Raw genomic sequence first — 22,871 nt, forward strand, 5'->3', positions numbered from 1 at the left:
CGTCCGCTAGCTCGACGGCGACTGCGGCCAAATTCTCGCGCATCAGTTGCACCGCGCGCTCGAGATTCTCGCGTTCTGGAATGGCGGCGCGAGCTTTGCGCCGCGCCTCCTGGATCTCGGCAAAATCGATTATCTCAGCCATTTACGATTCACATCTTAACGCGATTATCGCGGATCAGCGTCGCGCGTGGAAACTGTTATCTCAATTTCCGGCCCGCGCGGCGCTTCTCCGCGATCGTGCGATGCCCCCCCTGGGCGACCCATCGTATTTGCCGCGCCATGCCATTGAGAATCTCGACTTCGCGCGCGGTCAATCCGCTGCGCCCGAAAATCTCGCGGATCGCGAGCATGATATGCTCCGGATTGTCGTCGGGTATAAATCCGATCGCGACCAGCGCTTCTGAAATAATTGTTAGTGCGAGCGCATTGGCGGTCGCGCGCAAGCGCGATCCAACGTCTGTCATTCATAGCCCGCGGATCTGGAACGAGAGGTCTTCCTCCGCCGCCTCATCTATATCATTGCTGGCGGTCAAGCCGTTTAAGAGGGTTTTCAGATCCTTTCCTCTTTTTTCTCTCACTGTTGGTGAGAGGACGAGCAAATGCGCCTCATCGCGCATCGAAACGCGATATGCGAGAAACCAATCACATGCCACCCCTGCAACGGCACGTCCCTGCGCCGGGTTAAACTCGTTTTGATTGTGAGTGAAGTCGTTGGCGATTCTTGTAACGCATTTGCGGCGTTTGTCGTCAGACTATGGTCGGATATTGCACACGACCGTTATATGCAATCATTAGGGGAACTGATGAGTGAGCTAATCACACACAAACCGATCATCATTGTGATAGACGATGATCCGTCGATACTGAAAGCCTTGCGCCGGCTTGTCTCCGGAGCCGGCTTCGAAGTTCGGACCTTCGATCGCCCGAGCGCGCTACTGAAGAGCGACCTGCCAAAAACAGGAGCGTGCCTCGTAGTTGATATCGATCTGCCGGAGATGAACGGCGTGGAGTTATGCTCAACACTCGCAACTTCCGGATGCACGCTTCCGGTCATCTTGATTACCGCGCACACAGATGAGGAAACTCGGCGGCTGGCGGACGGCGCTCGTCCAGTTGCTCTGCTCATCAAGCCATTCGGGCGAGAGCTCCTGGTGAATTCGATCGAGAGCGCGTTGCTCGCTGGCAGACAGTAAGAGTCATCGTGTTGGTCCCACTGGATGTACCCTCGATCGACTGGCATCCAGTCCGGTGCCAAACGAACTCTACAATTCGGCGAATTTTCTGCTTGACACAAGACTGGATCTGACACTACTTGTGCTGCTACGCCCCTTCAACCAGTCTTCCTTTGTTTCTTCCTGACCTGGTTGTTGGCGATCGACCAGAATCGATCGGCGGACGATTGATTGACAGGGGGCTGGTGTCATCGAGATGCACAATAGTGCTTCAGCGCAAAAGATGATTTCCAGGAAACTCCACTCTGAGCGAGCGAACCGACGACCTGTTACCGCTTCTCTGGAGGGAAAGAGCTTTGAACGTTTCATCGAGGAGCTATCGTCGTCGTTCGTACGCGCGCCGGTCGATGAAATCGGGGACGAAATAGACCGCTGGATCCGGGAGATCGTCCTCGGTCTTGACCTCGATCGAGGTGCTTTGGCTCAGATCGATGCGAAATCGGGCAACTTGGTCGTGCGCCATTCGTGGTCGCGCGACCAGCTCGTCAAGCTCCCGATCGGCTTGGGATTCACGCAATCTGCCCCTTGGTTTAATAGCACCTTGATGAGCGGACGCACCGTGGCGTTTTCCAAAGTCAGTGAGTTACCGCCGGAGTTCTTCGAGAGCGATTGGAAGACGTACCGGCGTTATGTTCCAAAGTCCAATGTGACGGTGGCGGTTAGAATCGGCGGTGAAGTTGTTGGAGCGCTTGGATTCGGGACGGTCAAAAAAGAACGCACCTGGTCGCCCCGGTTGATCCATCGTTTGGAGTTGGTCGGGGAGATCTTCGGGAATGCACTGGAACGAAGGCTTGCAACTGAGGAAATTATTCTTCTCCGCAATGAGTTGAATCACATGTCGCGTACCACGGTTATGGGCGAGCTGACCGCTTCGCTGACTCATCAGCTCAATCAGCCTATCGGCGCGATTCTGATGAACGCAGAAGAGATGCAAAGGATGCTTGAGTCTGGGAAGCCCGATCTCGAGAGCCTCCGTGCCGCCGTGGGCGATATCATCCAGGATGACCTGCGTGCGACCGAGACCATCAAGGGGCTGCGTAGCTTCTTTCGCAAAAGCGAGGTGGAGAAAAACCCGATCTACCTGGGAGATATGGTCGTCGAAGTAATGCGTATAGTTCGCAGCGACGCGTTATTCCGAAACGTCTCGTTAAGGTTTGAAGCTCCAACTACGCAGACGCGCGTGGCCGGAGATCGAATCCAACTCCAACAGGTGATTCTCAATCTGGTGCTTAACGCTTTCGAGGCCGTTTCGGAGAAAGAGGATCTCCGCGAAGTCTCGATCGGTATGCAAGTGGATAAAGATGAGGTCAGGGTGGCCGTCTGTGATTCGGGCAACGGCATCGACCCTGCAATGATCGCGCATATCTTCGAGCCATTCTTTACTACCAAGTCCAAGGGAATGGGTATGGGTTTGGCGATCGTTCGGTCGATCATAAAGGCGCACGGAGGTCAGGTTTCTGCGCGGCGCAATCCCGATCGCGGTTCCACGTTCGAAATCACGTTGCCGGCTTTGCAAGAGAAAATCTGATGAACGCAAGCACAAATCAAACGACGATGAACGACAAAGAAGTCGTCGCCATTATCGACGACGACGAGTCGATTCGAAAGGCGCTGGTTCGAATGCTTGGTGCGGCTGGAATGGAGGTCCTGGCATTTTCGTCCGCCAAGGATTTTCTCGCGGTAATCGAGAACGAACATGTGTCGTGTGTGGTTTCAGATCTGCGAATGCCGGAGATTGACGGGCTTCACCTGCAGAGAGCGCTGGCCGAACGGATGCCCGATGTTGCTATCGTATTTGTTACCGGACACGGCGATGTGCCTTCCACTGTGCAGGCTATGAAATCAGGTGCGGTCGACTTTCTTGAAAAACCCGTCAGACGAGCAGATCTGTTGGAGGCGATCGCTCGAGCCACGCAGCGAACTCACCGCGCGGAAGCGGAAGCAGTGGACTTGAATTCTCTTAAGCGGCGATACGCGAAGCTCACCCCGCGCGAGCGGCAAGTCTTCGCACTAGTCACGGCCGGCTTGCTCAACAAACAGATCGCCGCCGAATTGGGGAACGCAGAAAAAACCACTAAGCAACATCGCGGCACCGTAATGGTCAAAATGCAGGCAGAGTCGCTGGCCGATCTGGTACTTATGGCTGAGCACCTCGGTGTCAGGCCGTCGCATGCAGACTTTTCAAGGGCCAAGGGATTGGTTCGCGCGAGCTAAAACGAGGGAATACGGCAGAAGGACAATCGGGAAGCCTCGGGGCGATTGTGAAACGACGCTCCTCCCACGTCCTGGTTCACGAACTCGCGTAATGCGCGGGAGGGTCGAAAGCTCACCGCCACGAGGTCGGGGCGATAACGTTTAGTATTCTGTTCTCGCCGGCCGAATTCTGGTGCGAGGGTGGTTCTGGAACCACGGTTGGTAAGCAACTCACACTCGACCTCATAGTCCCGAAAGCAGGAATCAAAACTGTGCGAATCTCCGCATGACCTCGATGGCACGACCCAAACGTCGCGACCGCTTGACTTGTGGCGTGGTCGCGGCGCTGCTGTGCCTGTTGACGACGGCGACCGCACTCGGAGCCGGAATTGAGACCGATACCGGACTGCTGAGCCCGCCGATGGTTGGCAATCAGCCGGTCAACGTGAAGACCGGGCTCTTTCTGACCAACCTGATCGACGTCGACGAAGTCAAAGAAATGTTCCGTATCAGCTGCTATCTTTTCATGACCTGGAAGGACCCGCGGCTGGCATTCAGTCCTGCGGGAGGCAGCGCGGATCGAGCTTACTCCCCCGACAGCATCTGGGTTCCACGTATCTTTCTAGTTAATGCCGCCGTCCAACGCGAGAAAACCAACATCAACATCAGCGGGAAACCCGACGGAACCATCCACTACCTCGAACTGTCCAAGATGGAGCTCACCACCTCTTTCTATCTGAAACCCTTCCCCTTCGACACCGAATCGCTGGGAATTTTTGTGGAGCCGTTACTCGATGAGCGCAACACGATGACGCTGGAATACGACAACCAGGTCGGGGGAGTAGGGACGGAACCCTTTGTTGAACTGGCGCAGTGGAAGATTCTCGGTGTGCGCGGTGCAGAGCGGCGTCACGAAATTGCTGGAACCGGCAAGACGATATCCCAGCTTCAAATCGACATAGTCGTTCAGCGGCGCTATCGATACTACATTTGGAAGGTGTTTTTGCCTTTGCTTGCGATGGTCGCGATTCCTTACTCCGCGTTCTGGATAAAGACCAGCGACTACTATACCCAGATATCGATCACTCTGACCGCCATCCTGACCGAAATCGCGTTTCTATTCGCGATATCTTCGAGCCTGCCCAAAGTCCCCTACCTCACCTTTATCGATGCGTTCTTCCTCATGAGCTTTATGTTCAGTTGCGCGTGCGTTGTCGAGTTGGTCGCAGTGCATCAGAGTCATGAATGGAGCCGCCCCGAATACGCGGCGCGCGTCCGCACAGCATCGCGAATACTGTACCCGGTTATTTATGTTGCGATTTTGGTCATCATCGCCTTGGTATTTTTCTTGACTGCGGCGAATCGCTAGTCTGCTGTAAACGTAGAGCCCATAAGGACGTGCCCGATGCGCCGAACTCTTGCGGGGGGCAGCATCAGGCTCGTGCATCGGACCTTGGTCGGATGGACGTTGGTCTGAGATCGGCTTATCTATCGCTTGTGCGACTTCTGTGTGGCTAAGGAGAGGAATGTGCCATTTGAGGGTGAAGCCGGCACGCTGAGCTTGGCTTTGAACGATCGAACGCAGAGGTACGCGCCAGGTCGCGTCGCAAGAAGCTTTGCGATTCTGCTATTGCTTGCCGCAGTCGCCGGCTTGGCTCGCTCGAGGGTTGCTCTCGCGCAATCCGAAGGCGCGGCAGCCACGGACGCTTCACTCATAGCCTCCGAGCGCCAAGTAGTCACTGCACCTGTCGTCATTGACGGACGCCTGCTGTTCCGAGTGCGAGGAGTGACTGCTTTCCCCGCCGCGGACCGGGCGGCCACGATAGCCCAACGCATCAGAGCAGTCGCTGAGGACAGAGCAATACCTCCCAGTGCGCTCCATCTGGTAGCGAACGATCACTGGACTGAGATTGTCGGTGGCGAGAACAGCATCATGGGGGTCTTTGACGCAGACGCCGCGGCGGAGGCTCCGGGTTTGTCTCGGCAGGCGCTCGCACATATCTATCTCAAAACGATTTCCTCGGCGTTACAACAATATCGAGCTGAACGGGAGCCTGCGCAGTTGGCGCACAACGCAGTCAGCATAGCCGGCTGGACCCTTCTCTTGGTGCTGGTCGAATTGGCTATGTTCGGCGGTTTGCGTTCGATGACGGTTCGAATTGGGCAGAGATATGATTCGGCCATCGAGCATATAGAGACCGGGACTTTTCGACTCATTCGTGCAGAATCGATTTGGGTCGCGATGCGCTTCGCGCTCCGACTTTTCGCGCTAATCGCAGCTCTGGCGATCTTCTACGTCTATCTTCATATCGTCCTGGATTATCTTCCCTGGACAAGAGCGCTCGGGGCAAATCTGCGTGGATTGACTCTCGCACCGCTGCTGCTGCTTGCTCGCGAATCCTTAGCCGCCATTCCGAGGCTGCTCGTCCTCTGCGTAATCATCGCGACAGCGCGCTACATCGTCAGGTTAGCAAGATTCTTCTTTTCGGCGATCGAGAGCGGAACAATCAAGTTCTCAGGGTTTGAGACCGAATGGTCAAAACCGACGTACAACATAGTACGTGTGTTAATCATCGCGTTCGCGGCGATGGTTTGCTATCCGTATATCCCTGGATCTGGTTCTCAGGCGTTCAAAGGCATCACCATCTTCATCGGTGTTCTTTTTTCACTCGGATCATCTTCGCTATTGGCCAACATCATAGCTGGGTACACGATGGCCTATAGGCGAGCCTTCCACGTAGGTGATCGCATAACGGTCGGCGATCTTATGGGCGACGTTATCCAGATCGGCCTCATGGTCACGCACATGCGTTCCATAAAGAACGAAGAGCTTGTGGTTCCGAACTCCGTGATTCTGAATAGCAACGTTATCAACTACAGTTCCCTCGCGCGCGAAAGAGGCTTGATCCTGCACACAACAGTTGGAATTGGCTATGAAACTCCCTGGCGTCAGGTTGAGGCAATGTTGCTGATGGCAGCAGAGCGAACGCCGGGGCTACTTCGCGAACCAGCTCCGTTCGTGCTTCAGCTATCACTCAACGACTTTGCGGTGACGTATCAGTTGAACGTCTATTGTGCCCAGCCGAGCGAAATGTATCGACTCTATACTGAGCTCCATCGCAGCGTGCTGGACGTGTTTAACGAGTACGGCGTGCAGATCATGACCCCGGCATATATCGCGGATCCGGCTGAACCTAAAGTCGTGCCGCGAGAGCAATGGTTCGCGAACCCGGCAGAGGCAGCTACTCCACTCAAAATCTCAAGAAACGCCTAGAGGTAAGTCAAGGAATCGTGAGCCAGAGCCGTTAACGTGAGAAAGAGTTGAGCTAGGGGCAGATGTGAATCCAGAGCAGACGCGACTTGAAGAAGCCCGCCAGGGGAAAGCGCCGTGGCGAAAGTGGGGACCCTATCTGAGCGAGCGTCAGTGGGGCACGGTGCGCGAGGACTACAGTGGATCAGGCGACGCGTGGAACTACTTCACCCATGATGATGCGCGCTCGCGCGCATATCGATGGGGAGAAGATGGTCTGGCCGGCATTTCTGACGATCGTCAATACCTTTGTTTCGCGTTGGCGCTGTGGAACGGCGAGGACCCAATCCTGAAGGAGCGGCTGTTCGGCCTGACCAATAGCGAGGGCAACCACGGCGAGGACGTGAAGGAGTACTACTTTTACCTGGACTCGACTCCGACTCACTCCTACATGAAGTTCCTCTACAAGTACCCGCAAGCGGCGTACCCTTATAGCGACCTGGTCGTGACTAACCGTCGCCGAAGCCGCCAGGAGTTCGAATACGAATTGCTCGACACGGGCGTATTCGACCAGGATCGCTACTTCGACGTGTTCGTCGAATATGCGAAGGCGGCGCCCGAAGACATTCTGATTCAAATCACGGTGTGCAACCGCGGTCCCGATCCGGCCACGCTGCACGTGTTGCCGACGCTGTGGTTTCGCAACCTGTGGTCCTGGGGCGGAGACGCGCCGAGGCCAGTCCTGCGCCAAGCGACCCTCAACGATGCCGGCGGGGCGATCGCCGCGTCACATCCACAACTCGGAGAGCGGCTCTTCTGCTATGAAGGCGCGGCCGAGCTCCTGTTCACGGAGAACGAAACCAACACGGAGCGGCTCGTTCACGTCGCCAACCGGACGCCGTACGTCAAGGACGGGATCAACAGCTATATCGTCCGGGGCCGTCATGACGCGGTAAACCCGGAGAAAACAGGAACGAAGGCGTCGGTCCATCACGAGATAGAGGTGCGCCCGGCGGAATCGAAGGTAATTCGTTTGCGCCTGCTGCCTGGCGCATCGAATCAGCCACAGAATGGGCAAGGAAGCCTTTTTGGTAGCGGCTTTGAGACGGTGATGCAGAATCGCCGGCGGGAGGCTGACGAGTTCTACGCCTCGGTCATTCCGTCGTCGCTCGACGCCGATGCGGCCAATGTCGTGCGGCAGGCGCTGGCCGGCATGCTGTGGTCAAAACAGTTCTATTACTACGACGTCGATAAATGGCTGGAAGAACATGGCGCCGATCCGTTCAAGCCCGGGCGACGCGCACCTCGCAACGAACACTGGCATCACATGTACAACGCTGACGTCGTTTCCATGCCCGACAAGTGGGAATACCCATGGTATGCGGCATGGGATCTGGCATTCCACGTTCTCGCGCTAACCCTGGTGGACGAGGACTTCGGCAAGGAGCAATTGGATCTCATTCTCAGCGAGTCATACATACATCCCAGTGGACAACTTCCTGCATACGAATGGAACTTCGGAGACGTAAATCCGCCGGTGCATGCGTGGTCAACTATCTTCACCTATCGCCTGCAGCAGAGCCGGCACGGGCATGGTGACACCGACTGGCTTGAGCGGTCCTTCCAGAAGCTTGCACTCAATTTCAGTTGGTGGGTGAACCGCAAAGATCGGTCCGGCAGCAACGTTTTCGAAGGCGGCTTCCTGGGGCTCGATAATATCGGAGTCTTCGACCGCAGTGCTCCCTTGCCGACCGGCGGGTACCTTGAACAGGCAGATGGCACTGCCTGGATGGCGCTCTTCTGCCAGAACATGCTCGAAATTGCAGTGCAACTGGCGCTCACTAAACCGGCGTACACGGACATGTGTCTCAAATTCGTTCTCCATTTTCTGCGAATCGGGTTATCGATGATGCACGCCGGGGAAGGCATCGGAATGTGGGACGAGGAAGACGGGTTCTTCTACGACGTACTCCGGCTGCCAGATGGTAGCTCTCACCGTCTCAAGGTCCATTCGATGGTAGGTCTGCTGCCGCTGTGTGCGGTCACCGTATTTGATGGGGAAGTGCTGGAAAAGTATCCCTTGATTAGGCAGCATTTGCGCAAGGTTCTGGAGGCGCGCCCTGAACTGATGGCATTCATCCATGATCCCGTCAAACAGGGCAAACATGGCCGGCGGCTCGCTGCATTCTTGAGCGAAGACAAGCTACGGCGCGTACTGGCCAGGATGCTCGACGAGAATGAGTTCTTCAGCGCCCACGGCATCCGCTCCCTTTCCCGCTACCACGCGGAACATCCGTACGTCATTCGCCTGAAGGAGCAAGAATTTCGCGTTTCGTATCTGCCGGCTGAATCTGATACGGGCATGTTTGGCGGCAATTCCAACTGGAGAGGCCCCATCTGGATGCCCGTCAACGCGTTGATAATCCGGGCTTTGCTGCAGTACTACGCCTACTACGGGGACGATTTCACCGTGGAGTGTCCGACAGGTTCGGGCCACCAGATGACCCTCTACCAGATCGCAGAGGAGCTAGCGCATCGGCTAACTAACATCTTCCTGCGGGATGGCGACGGGCATCGACCCGTCTATGGTGGGTCTCGAAAGTTTCAAGAGGATCCTCACTGGCGAGACCTACTCTCGTTCTATGAGTATTTCCATGGCGACAACGGAGCCGGTCTCGGTGCGAGTCATCAGACCGGATGGACCGGAGTCATCGCTCGGATGATGCACCTGTTCGCTACAACTACGAGTCAGCAGGTGCAGGAGGTTGGCAAAAGCGCCGCTGTCACGGAGGTAGCGCGGGCGTAATTAAGTTCTCGACGAATGATCGCCGACCCGGAGAGAATCCGTCGTGTTGACTGGAGCTTGACGTCGGTGAAGTTCGATCACGCGGTCGGCAATCTCGCGGCTAAGCGTAGCGAGATCGCTGCTGAGCGCCGCTGACGCGCCCGATTCTCCTGGGCCTACCTGTGTGCTCGCTGATGTTTCGGACGCAGACAGGTCCGCACCGGTACCATCCTTGATGACCCATCGCGCCGTCAATTGCGATTGGCCGTCAGATGTCGTTTCGAAACGTTGCACGTTAACTTCGATTTGATAGTCGATATGCGTTCTTACCGGCCATGGGTATTTCTCAATTTGCTGAGTATTCAGCAGACGTGAGATGTTTTCGGAGAAGACGCGAGTAAAATCTTTGTCGAGCGGTTCGCCCCATCGCTTTTCGGCCGACAGATCGAGCTGATTCGGCGAGGCGCGGGTTACCACCTCCAGCCGCCGCAGATAATCCGGGAAGTCGATGGGCCCTATACCGAGAGTCAGCGAGGGATTGGAGGTCGCGACCGCGGGCGTTGAAACAGGCGCAGCTCCGTCAGCGAGTGGCGTGAGTATGAAGAACTTCGAATGATCGGGTTGCGGATCCAGCGGCGAGCACGATGTTAGTAGTGCGCACGCGCTCAATACGATCAATGCGGTCCTGTATCTCATATTCTCATCGATCCTTGTCGGGCACGTACTTCCCGCGTACCAATGAGGCGGGATTTCGCTGCAGGTAATTCGTCAGTTCCCCGACCGAACGGGTAGTGTCGGCCAGTTCTTCGAGCGCGGTGTTAATGTTCACCGAAAGCGGCGAGTCAGAATCGAGATTGGCCTTAACTTCCAGGAGCGCATCGCGCGTGTCCTTCATCGTGGCATTCGCCGCTTCTGAGCTCTTCTGGAGACTCGCTACCAAGGGCGTAATTCTTTCATTGGCGTTGTCCAGCGTGGCGTGCAGAGAAGTAATTGTACGGTTGAGGTTGGGTACGGTCTGCCTCAACGAGGCGAGGGTGTCCTTCAAATCCTGCGAATCTGTTAGGTGATTGATCGAATCAGCGGCATTGGTGATCGACGTGACCATTTTGTTGAGATCGATGCGATCGAGTTTTGCCAAAGCGTCGGTCGCCTGTTTCTGAATTTCTTCGAGATTGGTCGGGACCGTCGGGATCTCTCGCAAGTCACCGCTGCCGGGTACCAATGCCAGATTCAGTTTCGCGTTGGGGTGAAGATCCAAATCGACGAAGAGCAAACCGGTCAGGAGACTCTCCGTGTCCAGCTGAGCTCTCATTCCGCGGGCCACCAGGTCTTCCAAGCCCGGCTGCGACAGAGCATGGCCGGTGCCTCCGCGTTGTGTGATCATCTCGCGATCGATGCCGATGATTACTGGCAGTCTTAACTCTTTGAGGTCTGGACGGAGTTCGCCTTCGGATGGTTCGAGCGCCAATTTAATCTGTTCGACCGTTCCGATTTGAACCCCTTTGAACTTGACTGGGGCGCCGACTCTCAGGCCATTTACGTTGCCCTGGAACATACACACGAACCGGAGCGGTTTTCTGAAGAGGCTGCCGGATCCAACGAGGACGATTGTGACAACCATGAGTGCGAAACTGCCGACAACGAATATACCAATAGCCGTTGGATTAATTCGCTTAGACATGATGGTTCAGCCTCCCACCTTTGTCCTTGCCTCGTGTGAGAAACTTACGAACACGCGGATCGCTGGAATTAGCCAGTAGGTCCTTCGGGTCACCCCCGGCGATCTGCGCGCGAGAGTCGGCGTCGAGGAACACACAGTTATTGCCTATGGCAAATATGCTAGCGAGTTCGTGCGTGACAACCACGACCGTCGCGCCCAGACTGTCACGCAACTCGAGTATTAGTTCATCGAGCAAACTGGAGCTTATCGGATCGAGGCCGGCAGAGGGTTCGTCAAAGAAGAGGATCTCTGGATCTAAAGCCATAGCGCGTGCCAATCCCGCCCTCTTCTGCATGCCGCCGCTGATCTCGTTGGGATAGAAGTCTTCAAACCCGCCCAACCCAACCAACGCCAGCTTTAGCGCCGCGATCTCGCGAATCTGCGAAGGTGCAAGATCCGTAAACTCGCCGATCGGCAGGCCTATGTTTTCGGCGAGCGTCATCGAACTCCACAGCGCGCCGCTTTGGTACAGGATCCCGAATCGGCGAAGCATGAGCTCGCGCGTCTGCGGATCAGCCTGGGTGAAGTTGACGTCGTCGTAGAAGACTTCCCCGGCAGCTGGTTCTTTGAGACCTATAAGGTGGCGTAGCAAGGTGCTTTTCCCGCATCCACTGCCGCCCATGATGATGAAGACGTCACCATGATGGACGGTGAAATTGATGTCGCGCATAAGGACGAAACTGCCATAAGCCATCGTGAGATTCTTCACGACGATGTGCGGCTTGCGATTTGCCGACCTGTTAGACTCGCCTCTTATCTGAGTTTGCGTGCTCATATGCCAATGATGTTGAACACGACGGCAAAGAGTCCGCAGGCAACGACACCCATAACGATCGACATCACGACCGCTTGCGTGGCCGCATCGCCGACAGCGGAAGAGCTGTTGCCACATCGGAAGCCGCGCAGGCATCCGGCAATTGCAATCAAGAGACCATAGAAAGTTGCTTTGAAGAGACCGCCGAACAAGTTGGTCAGCGTCAAGGTCGAAATCGTCTCCTGCATGTAACTGTGGGCCGACAGTCCCAGCATTCCGACCCCGACGAACAGTCCGCCGATCATTCCGAGGAAATCGGCGTACAGGCAGAGCAAGGGCATCATAAGAACGAGTGCGATCACGCGCGGCAATACCAGGAATTCCATCGGCGAGATTCCCATGGTGGTCAGCGCGTCGATCTCTTGCGTCACCTTCATCGTGCCTAGCTTGGGGGCAAAGGCCGCGCCGGTACGCCCCGACATGATGATCGCGGCCATAATCGCGCCCATCTCGCGAGTCATTCCGATACAGACTAAGTCTGCGACGTAAATTGAGGCGCCAAATTGCGACAGTTGAACGGCGCCCATGAACGCCAGAATCACGCCGACCAGGAAAGAGATCAGAGTGACAATGCCAACCGCGTTTGCGCCGCATTCCTGAATTACCTCGACCAGGTCTAACCTTCGAAAGCGCGCCTTCCCACGCACAAGCTTTCCGAATGCTACTGTCAGCTCGCCCAGAAACTCCATGAAGTCGCCGACAGAGAGTCCGTAGCCAATAGTAAGGTTGCCGACTCGCTGAAAGAATGGTGCTTTGCCTGCCTCGCTTCGTGTACCTTTCTTCTCTGGTACCGCCTCCGCCAGTTCTAGCAATCGCCGCAAGCCGTCTGGCAGACCGCCGCGGTCCTGTTCGATGTTGTGGGCGCGGCAAGTTGCGCTCGTTTGGGCCAGAAAAGCGATCAACCCGCTGTCCCAGTGGGTCAAACCTGAGGTATCGAACGAAACGGTTTTGAGCGCACCGGCAGACTCAAGTTCCTGGCGAAGAATCGCAGCCGAAGGAACGTTGCGCGTCAAATGCCAAGGACCGGATAGCTTGATAAGCAGGTTAGAATCGGCTGCACGGGTAACCGAGACGGCACCTTGCCCGACGATGTTACGGGTTTCGTTCATTAGATTGCTGATAGCGAAGCGCTGCCATTTCGTGGTCCTGATGTTGCGACTCGTGCATGTCAATCGTGTGACATGCGACTACCAGCCTTGGCGATTGTAGTAACTGGCCACCAGGTCGACGATCTGGTCAGTGGTTTTGTCCGCTAGAAAGCCGGTCGAGGACGTATAGGTCTTCACTCCTCCTGCTGCGAGGTTCACGCCTAGCGACGCGGCTGCCGTAGCACCACCAGCCGCTGCTCCTGCAGGGCCTGTGATTCCTGCTCCAGGCATGTAGCCGCTGTCAGCGCTGGTTTCAAAGTCCAGTATCTCGGTCGAGCCTTGATCGGTTCTCTGAATGACCTGGACTACCGTATCTACCTTGGACTGTCCTGAGCCGAGGCCGATGACCATTCGACGGAGCCGATTCCCTTCGCTGATATCGGTGAACTGGCCGTCCAGTATGAGAACGTTGCTCCCGGTGGGCGGCACCCCGCGCTGAAGGCAAGTGGCGTTGATACCTTTTTGGGTAAGGTCGGCTGCGACCTGAATACAGATGTTCTGGGCGGTCTGATGTGCGATCTGGGCTTGCTGATCAGTCGGGTTGTCATCTGACATTTGCCGGTAGGCCACCTGAAAGAATCCTGAGTTCAGCGAAACATCAGAAGCATTTACAGCGAAGGGATAGACGAAGACCTGCGACGGACGAGAGTTTGCGATGGGTGGCGCAGAACTCTGTTGCGTAACCTGTGCCCCGGCGCATCCGAGTATTGATACCGCTAAAACCAGGTACACTGGACTAAAGAACTTGTATCTCATGATCTTCCTCTCCTGAGAACGTTGCTACGCTCGATCGCTTGATTTCTTCCGGGAGACCCACATTTTCATCCTGCATGTCCGTCGAACGGTCTGTATATCGGACTTTGGTCCTAGGACTCATGGTCGAGTGGCCCGATCTCTACAAAACCAGTAGTTAGTTTGGAGGTGAGAAGCTGTTATTCACGGCTCGTGCGATCAAAAGACTGGACTGGCCTGATCCACTAAGTCCCCAGCGAGCCAGTCAGGGACGGGCCGGCATCTCCACCGAGACAAGCCGGCCCGTCCTGTCTTGTGACACATTCAGAGTGAGCAATGTCGTCAGTTCACTTCAACTAAGAGCACTAAAGACCGCGCCTCGACAACGAATGATGACCCCGACACAGTCGGTGCCTTTTCCCAAGCACAAATATCGTCGGGTGATGGCGAAGAAGTATCAATCCATCGTCTCCAGTTTCCATTTCGTTGCTCACCCGCTGGCGGCAGTTCGAAAATGAGGGGTTGCCAATATGCATTTAGCATTGCATGGATCGTGAATCGCTCACGAAGACTCTTGACCGTGAAGGCGATGGAATGCGAATCATCGCCCCAATCGGGGCGGTTGAGCGCAGTGCCGTGCCACTCGAGTTGCGCCTGCCGCAACAGCTGGTTGAGTGTGAGATGAACGTTTTCAGTTGCAACATCGCGGCGGGAGCGAAATGCGATCAGCATCTTGGCGAAACGGTGGATATCAGCGTGGTATTGCAGCAGGGTCCAGTCCAGCCAGCTGATCTCATTGTCCTGGCAGTATGCATTGTTGTTCCCATACTGGCTGCGTCGCATCTCGTCGCCCATCAGCATCATCGGGGTACCGAATGCGATCATGGTTAAGACAAGGAAGTTCTTTATCTGCCGACACCTGAGCGCCTCAATAGCAGGATCTTCAACAGGTCCTTCGGCACCGCAGTTCCAACTCAGATTGTCGTTCATCCCGTCACGATTGTGCTCGCCATTCTCTTCATTGTGTTTCTGACTGTAAGAGACAAGATCGTTGAGGGTGAAGCCGTCGTGGCAGGTGACGAAATTGATGCTCTGCTCAGGTTCCCGCTCTTCGTGGCCGTAGATGTCAGGGCTCCCCAGTAAGCGGGCTGCCAAATCAGACACGGTGCCGCGATCGCCTTTGAGAAATCGTCGGACATCGTCGCGGAACTTGCCGTTCCATTCCTGCCAACTGTCTCCGACAAAGCTGCCGACTTGATACAGACCCCCGGCATCCCAGGCCTCCGCGATAACCTTTGTCCCGGCTAGAACTGGATCTGTTTCGATGTCCCAAATGATCGGTGGATTCAGAAGCGGAGTTCCGTTCTCGTCACGCGCCAGAACGGAGGCGAGGTCGAATCGGAAGCCGTCAACGTGCATGTGTGTAACCCAATACCGTAAGCTGTCGACAATCATACGACGCACGATAGGATGGTTAGCGTTGAGGGAGTTGCCCGTACCGGTGTAGTCGGCGTATCGGCTACGATCTCGCTGTAGGAGGTAGTAGGTCTCGTTTCCCAATCCACGGAAGCAGAACGTCGGTCCTAGCTCATTACCCTCCGCAGTATGGTTGAAGACTACGTCCAGAATGACCTCGATTCCTGAACGGTGGAGGGCCTTGACCATGTCGCGGAACTCGTCCATCGGACATAGCGCATCCTTTCGCGAACTGTAGGCGCGATGCGGCGCAAAGAAGGACACGGGCGAGTATCCCCAGAAATTTACGCGACCAGCGGGCGCATCAGCGGCGTCGAATTGGAAGGTCGGCATTAGCTCCACTGCGGTGATCCCGAGGTCCGCCAAGTAGGGGATTTTTTCGATCAACCCTGCGAAGGTGCCGGCCTTCTCGGGTTTCACCGCCGAACTTGGATGACGAGTGAAGCCACGTACATGCAGCTCGTATATTACGGTCTCGACAAATGGCCGCTGGAGCGGCAGGTCGCCTTCCCAGTCGTAAGAACCCGTATCGGCTACGATGGATTTCATCGCAGCTGCGGCGTCGTTTCCACTTCGGCTGTAACCATTCGGAACAATGACCGCTCGACCATAGGGATCTAAGAGAACCTTATCTCCATCGAAGCGCAGTCCACGCTCGGGCTCGAATGGGCCTAGAGCTCTGAACGCATAGATCTGACCCGGCAACAAGTCAGGCACGAAGACATGCCAGTAGTGATAGGTACGGTGCTCGCGGGGAGACATGGAGACGACTCGCTCCGGTTTGAGCGCGTCCTCGGCGTCGAACAAGAGCAGTTCCACCAAGGTCGCATTCTTCGAGTATACACTGAAATTCACACCGCCCGGTTGAACGGTTGCACCAAGAGGAGAACTCGTGCCTCGTCCTACACTTGACCGACTCATATCCTTCTCCGCAATGTCAAATTCGTCTTGGCCTCAAGGCACTGAATCAGCCCGGTCGTTTTTCGCTAACAACTAAATTCGCGTCATTTGACGTCCGGTGTCACGCGTTCGTGTCGAGTGTGTCGCACGCCGCCTTGAACGACACGATGTCCAAGCGCGGCCAGCCGGCGCCCACCGAGCATCTCCTTCGCCCAAGGCAATAGGACGGGCAGGACTTGGCTCGGAGTTGTCGGTGGTTTACGGCCGAGATTGGGCGGCTCCAGCGCCTCTCCATCTTGCCCTGACGCCTTCGCTGCCGGTTGGGAGCCGAGTCCATCGACCTGACCTGATATGATCCGGCGTTCTTCCTCATAGAATGCAAATTTCAGCGAAGAGGATCCGGCGTTGATCACGCCAATCACTCGCGCCGCAAATTCGCCTTTCCGGACTGTGGGCGTCACTTCACAGGTACTGCATTGGCCTTCCAAATGTTTGTTGCGTACTCGGCAATTGTGCGATCGCTGGAGAACTTACCGGAGCATCCAACATTGATTATCGCCTTTCGCGTCCACGCCTCTGTGTCCTGGTAGAGCGATCCCACCGCAGCTTGTGCCTGAGCATACGCGCTCAGGTCAGCCAAGTGCATGAAATAGTCACCACGTGCCAGTAGCGCTTCGCGGATCGGTTCGAATACTCCGGGCTCGTGATGGCTGAAATGATTCGTGAAGATCAGATCCAGCGCTGTGCGCGTCGCTGGTTCGTTATTGTAATGCCAGTTGGGATCGTACGTCCCGCGGCTGCTTGCTACCTGGTCAGCGGTCAGGCCGAACAGAAAGAAGTTTTCCTCTCCAGCTTCTTGAGCCATCTCGATCGTCGCTCCGTCGCGAGTGCCGATAGTCAGCGCACCATTGATCATGAACTTCATATTCCCGGTCCCGCTGGCTTCATAACCGGCTGTCGAGATCTGTTCTGATACGTCGCTAGCAGGAATCAGTCGCTCGGCCAGAGTCACACCGTAGTTTGGTACGAACACGACCTTTAGCCGCTGGCGCATAGCCGGGTCTGCTTCGATCTTTGCGCCCACTTCGTTTATGAGCCTGATGATTAACTTGGCGAGCGTATATGAGGGAGCCGCTTTGCCGGCGAACAAGAAGGTGCGCGGTGGTAACTCCAGATTCGGATCTTTGCGCAGGCGATCGTACAGGATTATGATGTGCAAAACGTTCAGCAGTTGCCGCTTATACTCGTGTATGCGTTTGACCTGACAATCGAAGATTGTGGCGGGATCTATGATCTGCCCGGTTGCGGACTTCAGCCAGTCTGCGAAGCGCGTCTTAGCGGTCAGCTTTGCCTGGCGAAATCGGGCTTGGAACGCCGAGTCTTCAGCGAGGCGAACAACCTTTCGCAACTGCGTGAGATCCGAAACCCAACCAGTGCCAATTGATTCAGTGATCAAGCTGGCTAGCGCCGGATTTGCAAGCAGTAACCACCGACGCGGAGTGACGCCGTTAGTCTTGTTGTTGAAGCGTTCAGGAAACATTTCGGCGAAGTCAGGCATGAGCTGTTTTCTGACCAGGTCTGAATGAATCGCCGACACGCCGTTAGTACTGTGGGTTCCAACGACGGCTAGATTCGCCATCCTAACCTGTCTTAAGGGCAACTCTTCAATGACGCTCGTTCGTTCTATCTTTGCGTCGTCTCCGGGATGGTGATGGCGAACATGCTCGAGAAATCGCCGATTGATCTCGTAGGTGATTTCAAGCAAGCGGGGACAAACTAGCTCGAATAATCTGACTGGCCATTTCTCAAGAGCCTCGGGAAGCAACGTGTGGTTCGTATACGCTAAGGTTCGAACCGTGATGTCCCACGCCTCGTCCGAGCTAAGCCCTGCGTCGTCGAGCAAGATGCGCATCAGCTCGGCTACAGCCATAGCTGGATGCGTGTCATTCATTTGAATGGCAACCTTTTCGGGCAAGGCACGCCAGTCATTTTTGGCGCGCCGAAAACGCGCAACGATGTCGGCCAGCGAACAACAAACCAGGAAATACTCCTGGACGAAGCGCAGTGCCTGACCGGCGACGGTCGAATCGTCGGGGTACAATACCCGTGTGACGGTCTCAGCCGCCATCCGATCTACGATGGCACCAACGAAATCGCCGGAACTGAACTCGCCGAAGTCAAAGAAATCCGGCGAAGTCGCCGACCAAAGCCGAAGCGTGTTGATGTTTCCGCCGCCGTAGCCAACTACCGGACGATCATAGGGAATGCCTAATAAGTGTGAATGCATGTCCGGCACGGCGCGAAGTGTTCCGTTCTGGAGCTGAAAAGAGCAGGCGAGAGGAACCTTAATAGCTTCCTTGGATCGCGCTACCTCCCAAGGGTCTGGGTAGTTAAGCCAGCGGTCTGGATATTCGACCTGATTGCTTTTTTATTTCTTGCCGAAAAATCCCGTAGTCGTACCGCAGACCATACCCCATCGCCGGAATGGCCAGCGTCGCGAGCGAATCCATGAAACAAGCCGCCAAACGTCTTAACCCGCCATTACCTAAACCAGCGTCAGGTTCCGAGTCGATAACTTCCGTCCAATCCTGTCGCGGATCGGAACGAAGGTCTTCGCGAACCAGGTGCTCGACTCCCATATTGATGATGTTGTGAATTAGCGTGCGGCCGATGAGGAACTCCAGCGATAAATAGTAGACCCGCTTAGCGTTGGCACTCTCGTAGGTCTGTTCGGTAAGAAGCCAGCGCTGTGTGAGCAAGTCGCGAAGTGAGCTCGCCACCGCTTCAAAGCGCTCGCGATGACTTGCCTGTTCCAGAGATACTGCGTGATCGAGTACAACATGACGATCGTAGCTGTCAGTTTGGCCGACCTGCAGAGGACCACGTTGGTACCGTTCGAGTGTGTTTCTGTCAACCTCGTCAGAGATCGGCCTTCCAGCCGTTGCCTTACCTGGCGTCATAGGTCACCGTTCTTTCACACGTTATCTGCAGACGTTTCGGCCTCGCCAGAAGCGACCTTTCCACCCCATCGCCAGTCCCGAATGTCCGGCATATCGTCGCCGTAACGGGCTATGTAAGCTTTGTGATCGTACAGCTTGTCGCGGATTGCCTGCTTGGCGTATGCGGCTCGTTCGGCAAGCTGTGGAACTCTATCGATCACATCGTTTACTAACGAAAACCGATCCATCCGGTTGAGCACTACCATGTCGAAAGGAGTAGTGGTGGTGCCTTCTTCGATATATCCGCGCACATGTAAATTGGGATGGGATTTTCGGCGGTACGTCAGTCGGTGAATCAGCCAGGGGTATCCATGAAAGGCGAAGATGATGGGCTTGTCGACGGTGAAAAGCGCGTCGAACTCGAAGTCTGGCAAGCCGTGCGAGTGCTCTTTCGGAGACTGAAGTGTCATGAGATCTACGACGTTGATCACGCGGACCTTAAGCCGGGGTACATAGGTGCGAAGCAGATCCACCGCAGCAAGGGTCTCAAGAGTCGGAGTGTCTCCGCAGCATGCCATCACAACATCAGGCTCAGACCCTCGGTCGCTGGACGCCCACTCCCAGATGCCGATTCCGGCTGTGCAATGTCTTATTGCCTCGTCCATCGAAAGCCATTGCGGTGCGGGTTGCTTGCCTGCAACAACTACGTTGACGTAGTTGCGGCTTCGCAAGCAGTGATCGGTGACCGAGAGAAGGCAATTTGCGTCGGGCGGCAGGTAGACTCGTACGACCTCCGCCTTCTTGTTGACGACATGATCGATGAAACCTGGGTCTTGATGCGAAAATCCGTTATGATCCTGACGCCAGACATGTGAGCTAAGCAGGTAGTTGAGCGATGCGACTGGACGACGCCAGCCTATGCCATTGCACACCTTCAGCCATTTCGCGTGCTGATTGAACATAGAGTCGATGATATGAATAAATGCTTCGTAACAACTGAAAAACCCATGTCTGCCAGTGAGCAGATAGCCTTCGAGCCATCCCTGGCATTGATGCTCACTGAGCACTTCCATCACGCGACCATCGGGTGAGAGGTTGTCATCTTCGGGAAGGATATCGGCTACGTAGCAACGCTTGGTGACTTCGAGAACGTCCTGCCAACGATTTGAATTATTTTCGTCGGGGCTAAATATTCTGAAGTTGGCGCTTTCCAGGTTTAACTTCATTACGTCGCGGAGAAATTTCCCCTGAACCCGTGTGGCTTCTACCATTGTCGAGCCGGGATTGGAGACTTCGACCGCATATTCGCGGAAGTCCGGCATCTTCAAGTCTTTCAGTAGTTCTCCCCCGTTCGCGTGGCGGTTGTCGCTCATCCTACGATGGCCTTTCGGCGCGAGTCCGGCCAGATCGTTCCTGAGAGCTCCGTTCTTATCAAATAGCTCTTCAGGGCGGTAACTCTTCATCCATTGCTCGAGAATCGTGATGTGCTCAGGCTGGTCCATGTCGCCCATTGGCACCTGATGGCTCCGCCAGTAGTTCTCACATTTTTTGCCGTCGATCTCCGGGGGGCACGTCCAACCTTTAGGCGTGCGAAGAATGATCATCGGCCAGGCGGGTCGTCGACTGAATCCCTTCTCGCGGGCATCTTTCCAAATCTGCTTTATCTCGCCAACGGCTGAGTCGAGCGTTGCGGCCATCGCGTGATGCATCTTCATCGGGTCGTGGCCTTCCACGAAATACGGCTTATATCCGTATCCTTCGAAAAGTTTTTTCAATTCTTCTGCTGGAATTCTCGCGAGAAAACACGGGTTGGCGATCTTATAGCCATTGAGATGAAGAATCGGCAAAACGCAGCCATCGCGTTCCGGGTTAAGAAACTTGTTCCCGTGCCATCCTGTTGCTAACGGCCCCGTTTCAGCCTCTCCGTCTCCGACTACACACGCTACCACTAGATCGGGGTTGTCAAAGGCTGCTCCGTAGGCATGGGACAGAGCGTATCCCAACTCGCCGCCCTCATGAATGGATCCCGGAGTCTCAGGCGCAACGTGGCTGGGAATGCCTCCAGGAAAGCTGAATTGTTTGAAGAGTTTTCTCATTCCTTCCAGATCTTGCGAAATGTCTGGATACACTTCGCTGTAGGTGCCTTCCATATAAGCCTGCGCAACAAGCGCGGGGCCGCCGTGGCCGGGACCTATGATGTACATCATGTCGAGGTCTTCATTTTTGATGACGCGGTTCAAGTGAACGTAGATGAAGTTTAGACCGGGTGTAGTTCCCCAGTGGCCTAAAAGGCGCGGTTTGATGTGTTCCCGCTTAAGGGGTTCTTTCAAAAGTGGATTATTCAGCAAATAGATCTGACCCACTGACAGGTAGTTTGATGCTCGCCAGTATGCGTCCATTTGTGTAATTAAGGCATCATCATGTTTCGACGACATGTTCACCTCACTTCGGAAAAGCAAAACATTGGGACCTTCAGTATACGAGTGGGATCGTAGGGTCTGTATCGAAATTATGACTATCGGACTTTGGTCGGATGTCGCTTAGCAGGAGAGTTTAAGAAGAAAAGGTAATGGACGGGACGGTTGGTGGAGCATCAACCGCGTTTCGTGTTTGTACCTTTAGGCTGCGGGCAGCGAAGGCTTCGCTAGAGTGTCGAACCCGGCCTTTCATTCAGTAGCCGAATTACAGGTTCGTCTATGCTGTTATGATCGTATCCGAGGACGGTAAGAGTTGCTGTCCCGAGCTTGAAATATCGACCGGTAGAAGGATCCAGACCAAGCCAACGAGCTACCAACACCCTTAGAAAATGACCGCTTGAGAAAACAGCGACGTTTCCGTGTATCGTTCGAATGCGGGAAAGAAATCGATCGGCTCGGGCGACGATGTCCTCTGGTGATTCACCATTGGGACAACCGTCTCGAAAAATAATCCAAGTGGGGCGTTCGGCCAGAATCTGCGGGCGTTTCTCTCCTTCATAATCGCCGTAGTTCCACTCCACGAGATCGCGATCGACTTCAGCGACCGATCCGTATCCGGATAGCTCGCAAGTGCGCGCGGCGCGCTGGAGGCAGTTCCGAAGCGAGCGCGCCTGGTCCTCGCCTGCTCTCGTCAGTGGAAGATCCGTCAGACCTGTATGCTTGCGAGACGCGGTCCATTCGGTCTCACCGTGTCGAATCAGCCATACATCGCGTGTTGCGACCGCATTCATTTCGATCACTGCGTCGATGAGAACTCATCGCGAAAGTAATTCCAACATCAGCCTTGCGTCCATCGGACCAAGGTCCGATAGCGATTCGCCTACTACATTTGGCACTTAGAGGACATGAGTATTTTGTCGGATGTCATTCGAGCGAGTCTCTAGTTTGGATAAGACGCTCAAGGAGAGGGTTGCGATAAGGCGGCTTCGCGGCGCTCTGCGCACTCGGGGCTCAAGAGTTCAAACGCGACTATTCGCGCCTACGTCGAGATCGGTGTGGCAGTGGCCAACTTCTTCCCCCGGATCGGCATAACCGCGCTTTATGGGGGCCAAAGCCCTAATATCGGCGATGTTTTTGAATCGAGCTTCAGCATCTGGAACATCGTCGGGGGGTTCGCCGGGCCGCTCTTTCAGGGAGGCCGGTTAATCGAGAGCTACTATGCTCAGCAAGCCTTCTGGAACGGGACCATTGCTGAGTACAAACAG

At 55.3% G+C, this 22,871-nt stretch carries 16 protein-coding genes and 2 pseudogenes; 7 read left to right on the plus strand and 11 right to left on the minus strand.

Annotated features, from left to right (window positions below):
- Window positions 1–197: 197 nt before the first annotated feature.
- Entirely contained in the window at window positions 198–464 is a 267-nt protein-coding gene (locus WB650_RS12445) for a hypothetical protein (RefSeq protein ID WP_423960676.1), read from the minus strand.
- A gap of 135 nt (window positions 465–599) precedes the next feature.
- Here WB650_RS12445 and WB650_RS12450 point away from each other — a divergent pair, with 135 nt between their 5' ends.
- The 6 genes from WB650_RS12450 to WB650_RS12475 all read left to right on the plus strand — a co-directional run bounded on the left by WB650_RS12450 (window position 600) and on the right by WB650_RS12475 (window position 9,481).
- Window positions 600–1,193: a response regulator transcription factor gene (locus WB650_RS12450; protein WP_423960678.1), complete on the plus strand. Its 594-nt coding sequence runs from the start codon at window positions 600–602 to the stop codon at window positions 1,191–1,193.
- A gap of 235 nt (window positions 1,194–1,428) precedes the next feature.
- Window positions 1,429–2,760, plus strand: a complete 1,332-nt coding sequence (locus tag WB650_RS12455; protein WP_423960679.1) for a GAF domain-containing sensor histidine kinase — start codon at window positions 1,429–1,431, stop codon at window positions 2,758–2,760.
- 26 nt (window positions 2,761–2,786) lie between these two features.
- Window positions 2,787–3,446 (plus strand): response regulator transcription factor, encoded by a 660-nt coding sequence (locus WB650_RS12460; protein WP_423960681.1) that lies wholly within the window; start codon window positions 2,787–2,789, stop codon window positions 3,444–3,446.
- A gap of 274 nt (window positions 3,447–3,720) precedes the next feature.
- Entirely contained in the window at window positions 3,721–4,794 is a 1,074-nt protein-coding gene (locus tag WB650_RS12465; RefSeq protein ID WP_422305267.1) for a hypothetical protein, read from the plus strand.
- Window positions 4,795–4,953: 159 nt separating this feature from the next.
- On the plus strand, window positions 4,954–6,699 hold the full coding sequence (locus tag WB650_RS12470) for a mechanosensitive ion channel family protein (protein ID WP_423960683.1): 1,746 nt from the start codon (window positions 4,954–4,956) through the stop codon (window positions 6,697–6,699).
- Between the two features lie 64 nt (window positions 6,700–6,763).
- A complete protein-coding gene (locus WB650_RS12475) occupies window positions 6,764–9,481 on the plus strand; it encodes an MGH1-like glycoside hydrolase domain-containing protein (RefSeq protein ID WP_423960685.1) in 2,718 nt (905 codons plus the stop codon).
- Here WB650_RS12475 and WB650_RS12480 read toward each other — a convergent pair whose 3' ends face one another.
- The 10 genes and pseudogenes from WB650_RS12480 to WB650_RS12525 form a co-directional block, all read right to left on the minus strand.
- The gene (locus WB650_RS12480) at window positions 9,482–10,156 is read right to left on the minus strand and encodes a PqiC family protein (protein ID WP_422301829.1); all 675 of its coding nucleotides are present in this window, start codon (window positions 10,154–10,156) and stop codon (window positions 9,482–9,484) included.
- A 4-nt stretch (window positions 10,157–10,160) separates the two neighbouring features.
- Window positions 10,161–11,141, minus strand: coding sequence for an MlaD family protein (locus tag WB650_RS12485; protein WP_423960686.1), 981 nt, complete (start codon window positions 11,139–11,141; stop codon window positions 10,161–10,163).
- Window positions 11,134–11,955, minus strand: coding sequence for an ABC transporter ATP-binding protein (locus tag WB650_RS12490; protein WP_422301975.1), 822 nt, complete (start codon window positions 11,953–11,955; stop codon window positions 11,134–11,136). Before WB650_RS12490 ends, WB650_RS12485 begins: the two co-directional genes overlap by 8 nt.
- Entirely contained in the window at window positions 11,952–13,103 is a 1,152-nt protein-coding gene (locus WB650_RS12495; protein WP_422301977.1) for an ABC transporter permease, read from the minus strand. The genes WB650_RS12490 and WB650_RS12495 overlap by 4 nt, the downstream gene beginning before the upstream one ends.
- Before the next feature lie 78 nt (window positions 13,104–13,181).
- Window positions 13,182–13,898 carry a DUF4410 domain-containing protein gene (locus WB650_RS12500; protein ID WP_422301979.1) on the minus strand — a complete coding sequence of 239 codons (717 nt, stop codon included), beginning with the start codon at window positions 13,896–13,898 and terminating at the stop codon, window positions 13,182–13,184.
- Between the two features lie 318 nt (window positions 13,899–14,216).
- Entirely contained in the window at window positions 14,217–16,271 is a 2,055-nt protein-coding gene (gene glgX, locus WB650_RS12505) for a glycogen debranching protein GlgX (protein ID WP_423960688.1), read from the minus strand.
- An 83-nt stretch (window positions 16,272–16,354) separates the two neighbouring features.
- Window positions 16,355–16,711 (minus strand): hypothetical protein, encoded by a 357-nt coding sequence (locus WB650_RS12510; RefSeq protein WP_422301616.1) that lies wholly within the window; start codon window positions 16,709–16,711, stop codon window positions 16,355–16,357.
- Window positions 16,708–19,210 (minus strand): annotated as a pseudogene (locus tag WB650_RS12515) (glycogen/starch/alpha-glucan phosphorylase). Before WB650_RS12515 ends, WB650_RS12510 begins: the two are co-directional and overlap by 4 nt.
- Before the next feature lie 14 nt (window positions 19,211–19,224).
- Window positions 19,225–21,624 (minus strand): phosphoketolase family protein, encoded by a 2,400-nt coding sequence (locus tag WB650_RS12520; protein ID WP_422301617.1) that lies wholly within the window; start codon window positions 21,622–21,624, stop codon window positions 19,225–19,227.
- 209 nt (window positions 21,625–21,833) lie between these two features.
- Window positions 21,834–22,397 (minus strand): histidine phosphatase family protein, encoded by a 564-nt coding sequence (locus WB650_RS12525; protein ID WP_422301619.1) that lies wholly within the window; start codon window positions 22,395–22,397, stop codon window positions 21,834–21,836.
- 264 nt (window positions 22,398–22,661) lie between these two features.
- On the opposite strand from WB650_RS12525, the pseudogene WB650_RS12530 reads away from it, so the two are divergent.
- Window positions 22,662–22,871: pseudogene (locus tag WB650_RS12530) on the plus strand (hypothetical protein); the annotation flags it as partial.

The organism is Binatus sp. (SeqCode) (assembly GCF_049584895.1).
Classification (GTDB): Bacteria; Desulfobacterota; Binatia; order Binatales; family Binataceae; genus Binatus.

Coding starts and splice junctions, on each gene's coding strand:
- WB650_RS12525 (WP_422301619.1), bottom strand. CDS start 22,397: ATGAATGCGGTCGCAACACGCGATGTATGGCTGATTCGACACGGTGAG.
- WB650_RS12460 (WP_423960681.1), top strand. CDS start 2,787: ATGAACGACAAAGAAGTCGTCGCCATTATCGACGACGACGAGTCGATT.
- WB650_RS12465 (WP_422305267.1), top strand. CDS start 3,721: ATGGCACGACCCAAACGTCGCGACCGCTTGACTTGTGGCGTGGTCGCG.
- WB650_RS12495 (WP_422301977.1), bottom strand. CDS start 13,103: ATGAACGAAACCCGTAACATCGTCGGGCAAGGTGCCGTCTCGGTTACC.
- glgX (WP_423960688.1), bottom strand. CDS start 16,271: ATGAGTCGGTCAAGTGTAGGACGAGGCACGAGTTCTCCTCTTGGTGCA.
- WB650_RS12450 (WP_423960678.1), top strand. CDS start 600: ATGCGCCTCATCGCGCATCGAAACGCGATATGCGAGAAACCAATCACA.
- WB650_RS12455 (WP_423960679.1), top strand. CDS start 1,429: ATGCACAATAGTGCTTCAGCGCAAAAGATGATTTCCAGGAAACTCCAC.
- WB650_RS12520 (WP_422301617.1), bottom strand. CDS start 21,624: ATGTCGTCGAAACATGATGATGCCTTAATTACACAAATGGACGCATAC.
- WB650_RS12490 (WP_422301975.1), bottom strand. CDS start 11,955: ATGAGCACGCAAACTCAGATAAGAGGCGAGTCTAACAGGTCGGCAAAT.
- WB650_RS12500 (WP_422301979.1), bottom strand. CDS start 13,898: ATGAGATACAAGTTCTTTAGTCCAGTGTACCTGGTTTTAGCGGTATCA.
- WB650_RS12485 (WP_423960686.1), bottom strand. CDS start 11,141: ATGTCTAAGCGAATTAATCCAACGGCTATTGGTATATTCGTTGTCGGC.
- WB650_RS12445 (WP_423960676.1), bottom strand. CDS start 464: ATGACAGACGTTGGATCGCGCTTGCGCGCGACCGCCAATGCGCTCGCA.
- WB650_RS12480 (WP_422301829.1), bottom strand. CDS start 10,156: ATGAGATACAGGACCGCATTGATCGTATTGAGCGCGTGCGCACTACTA.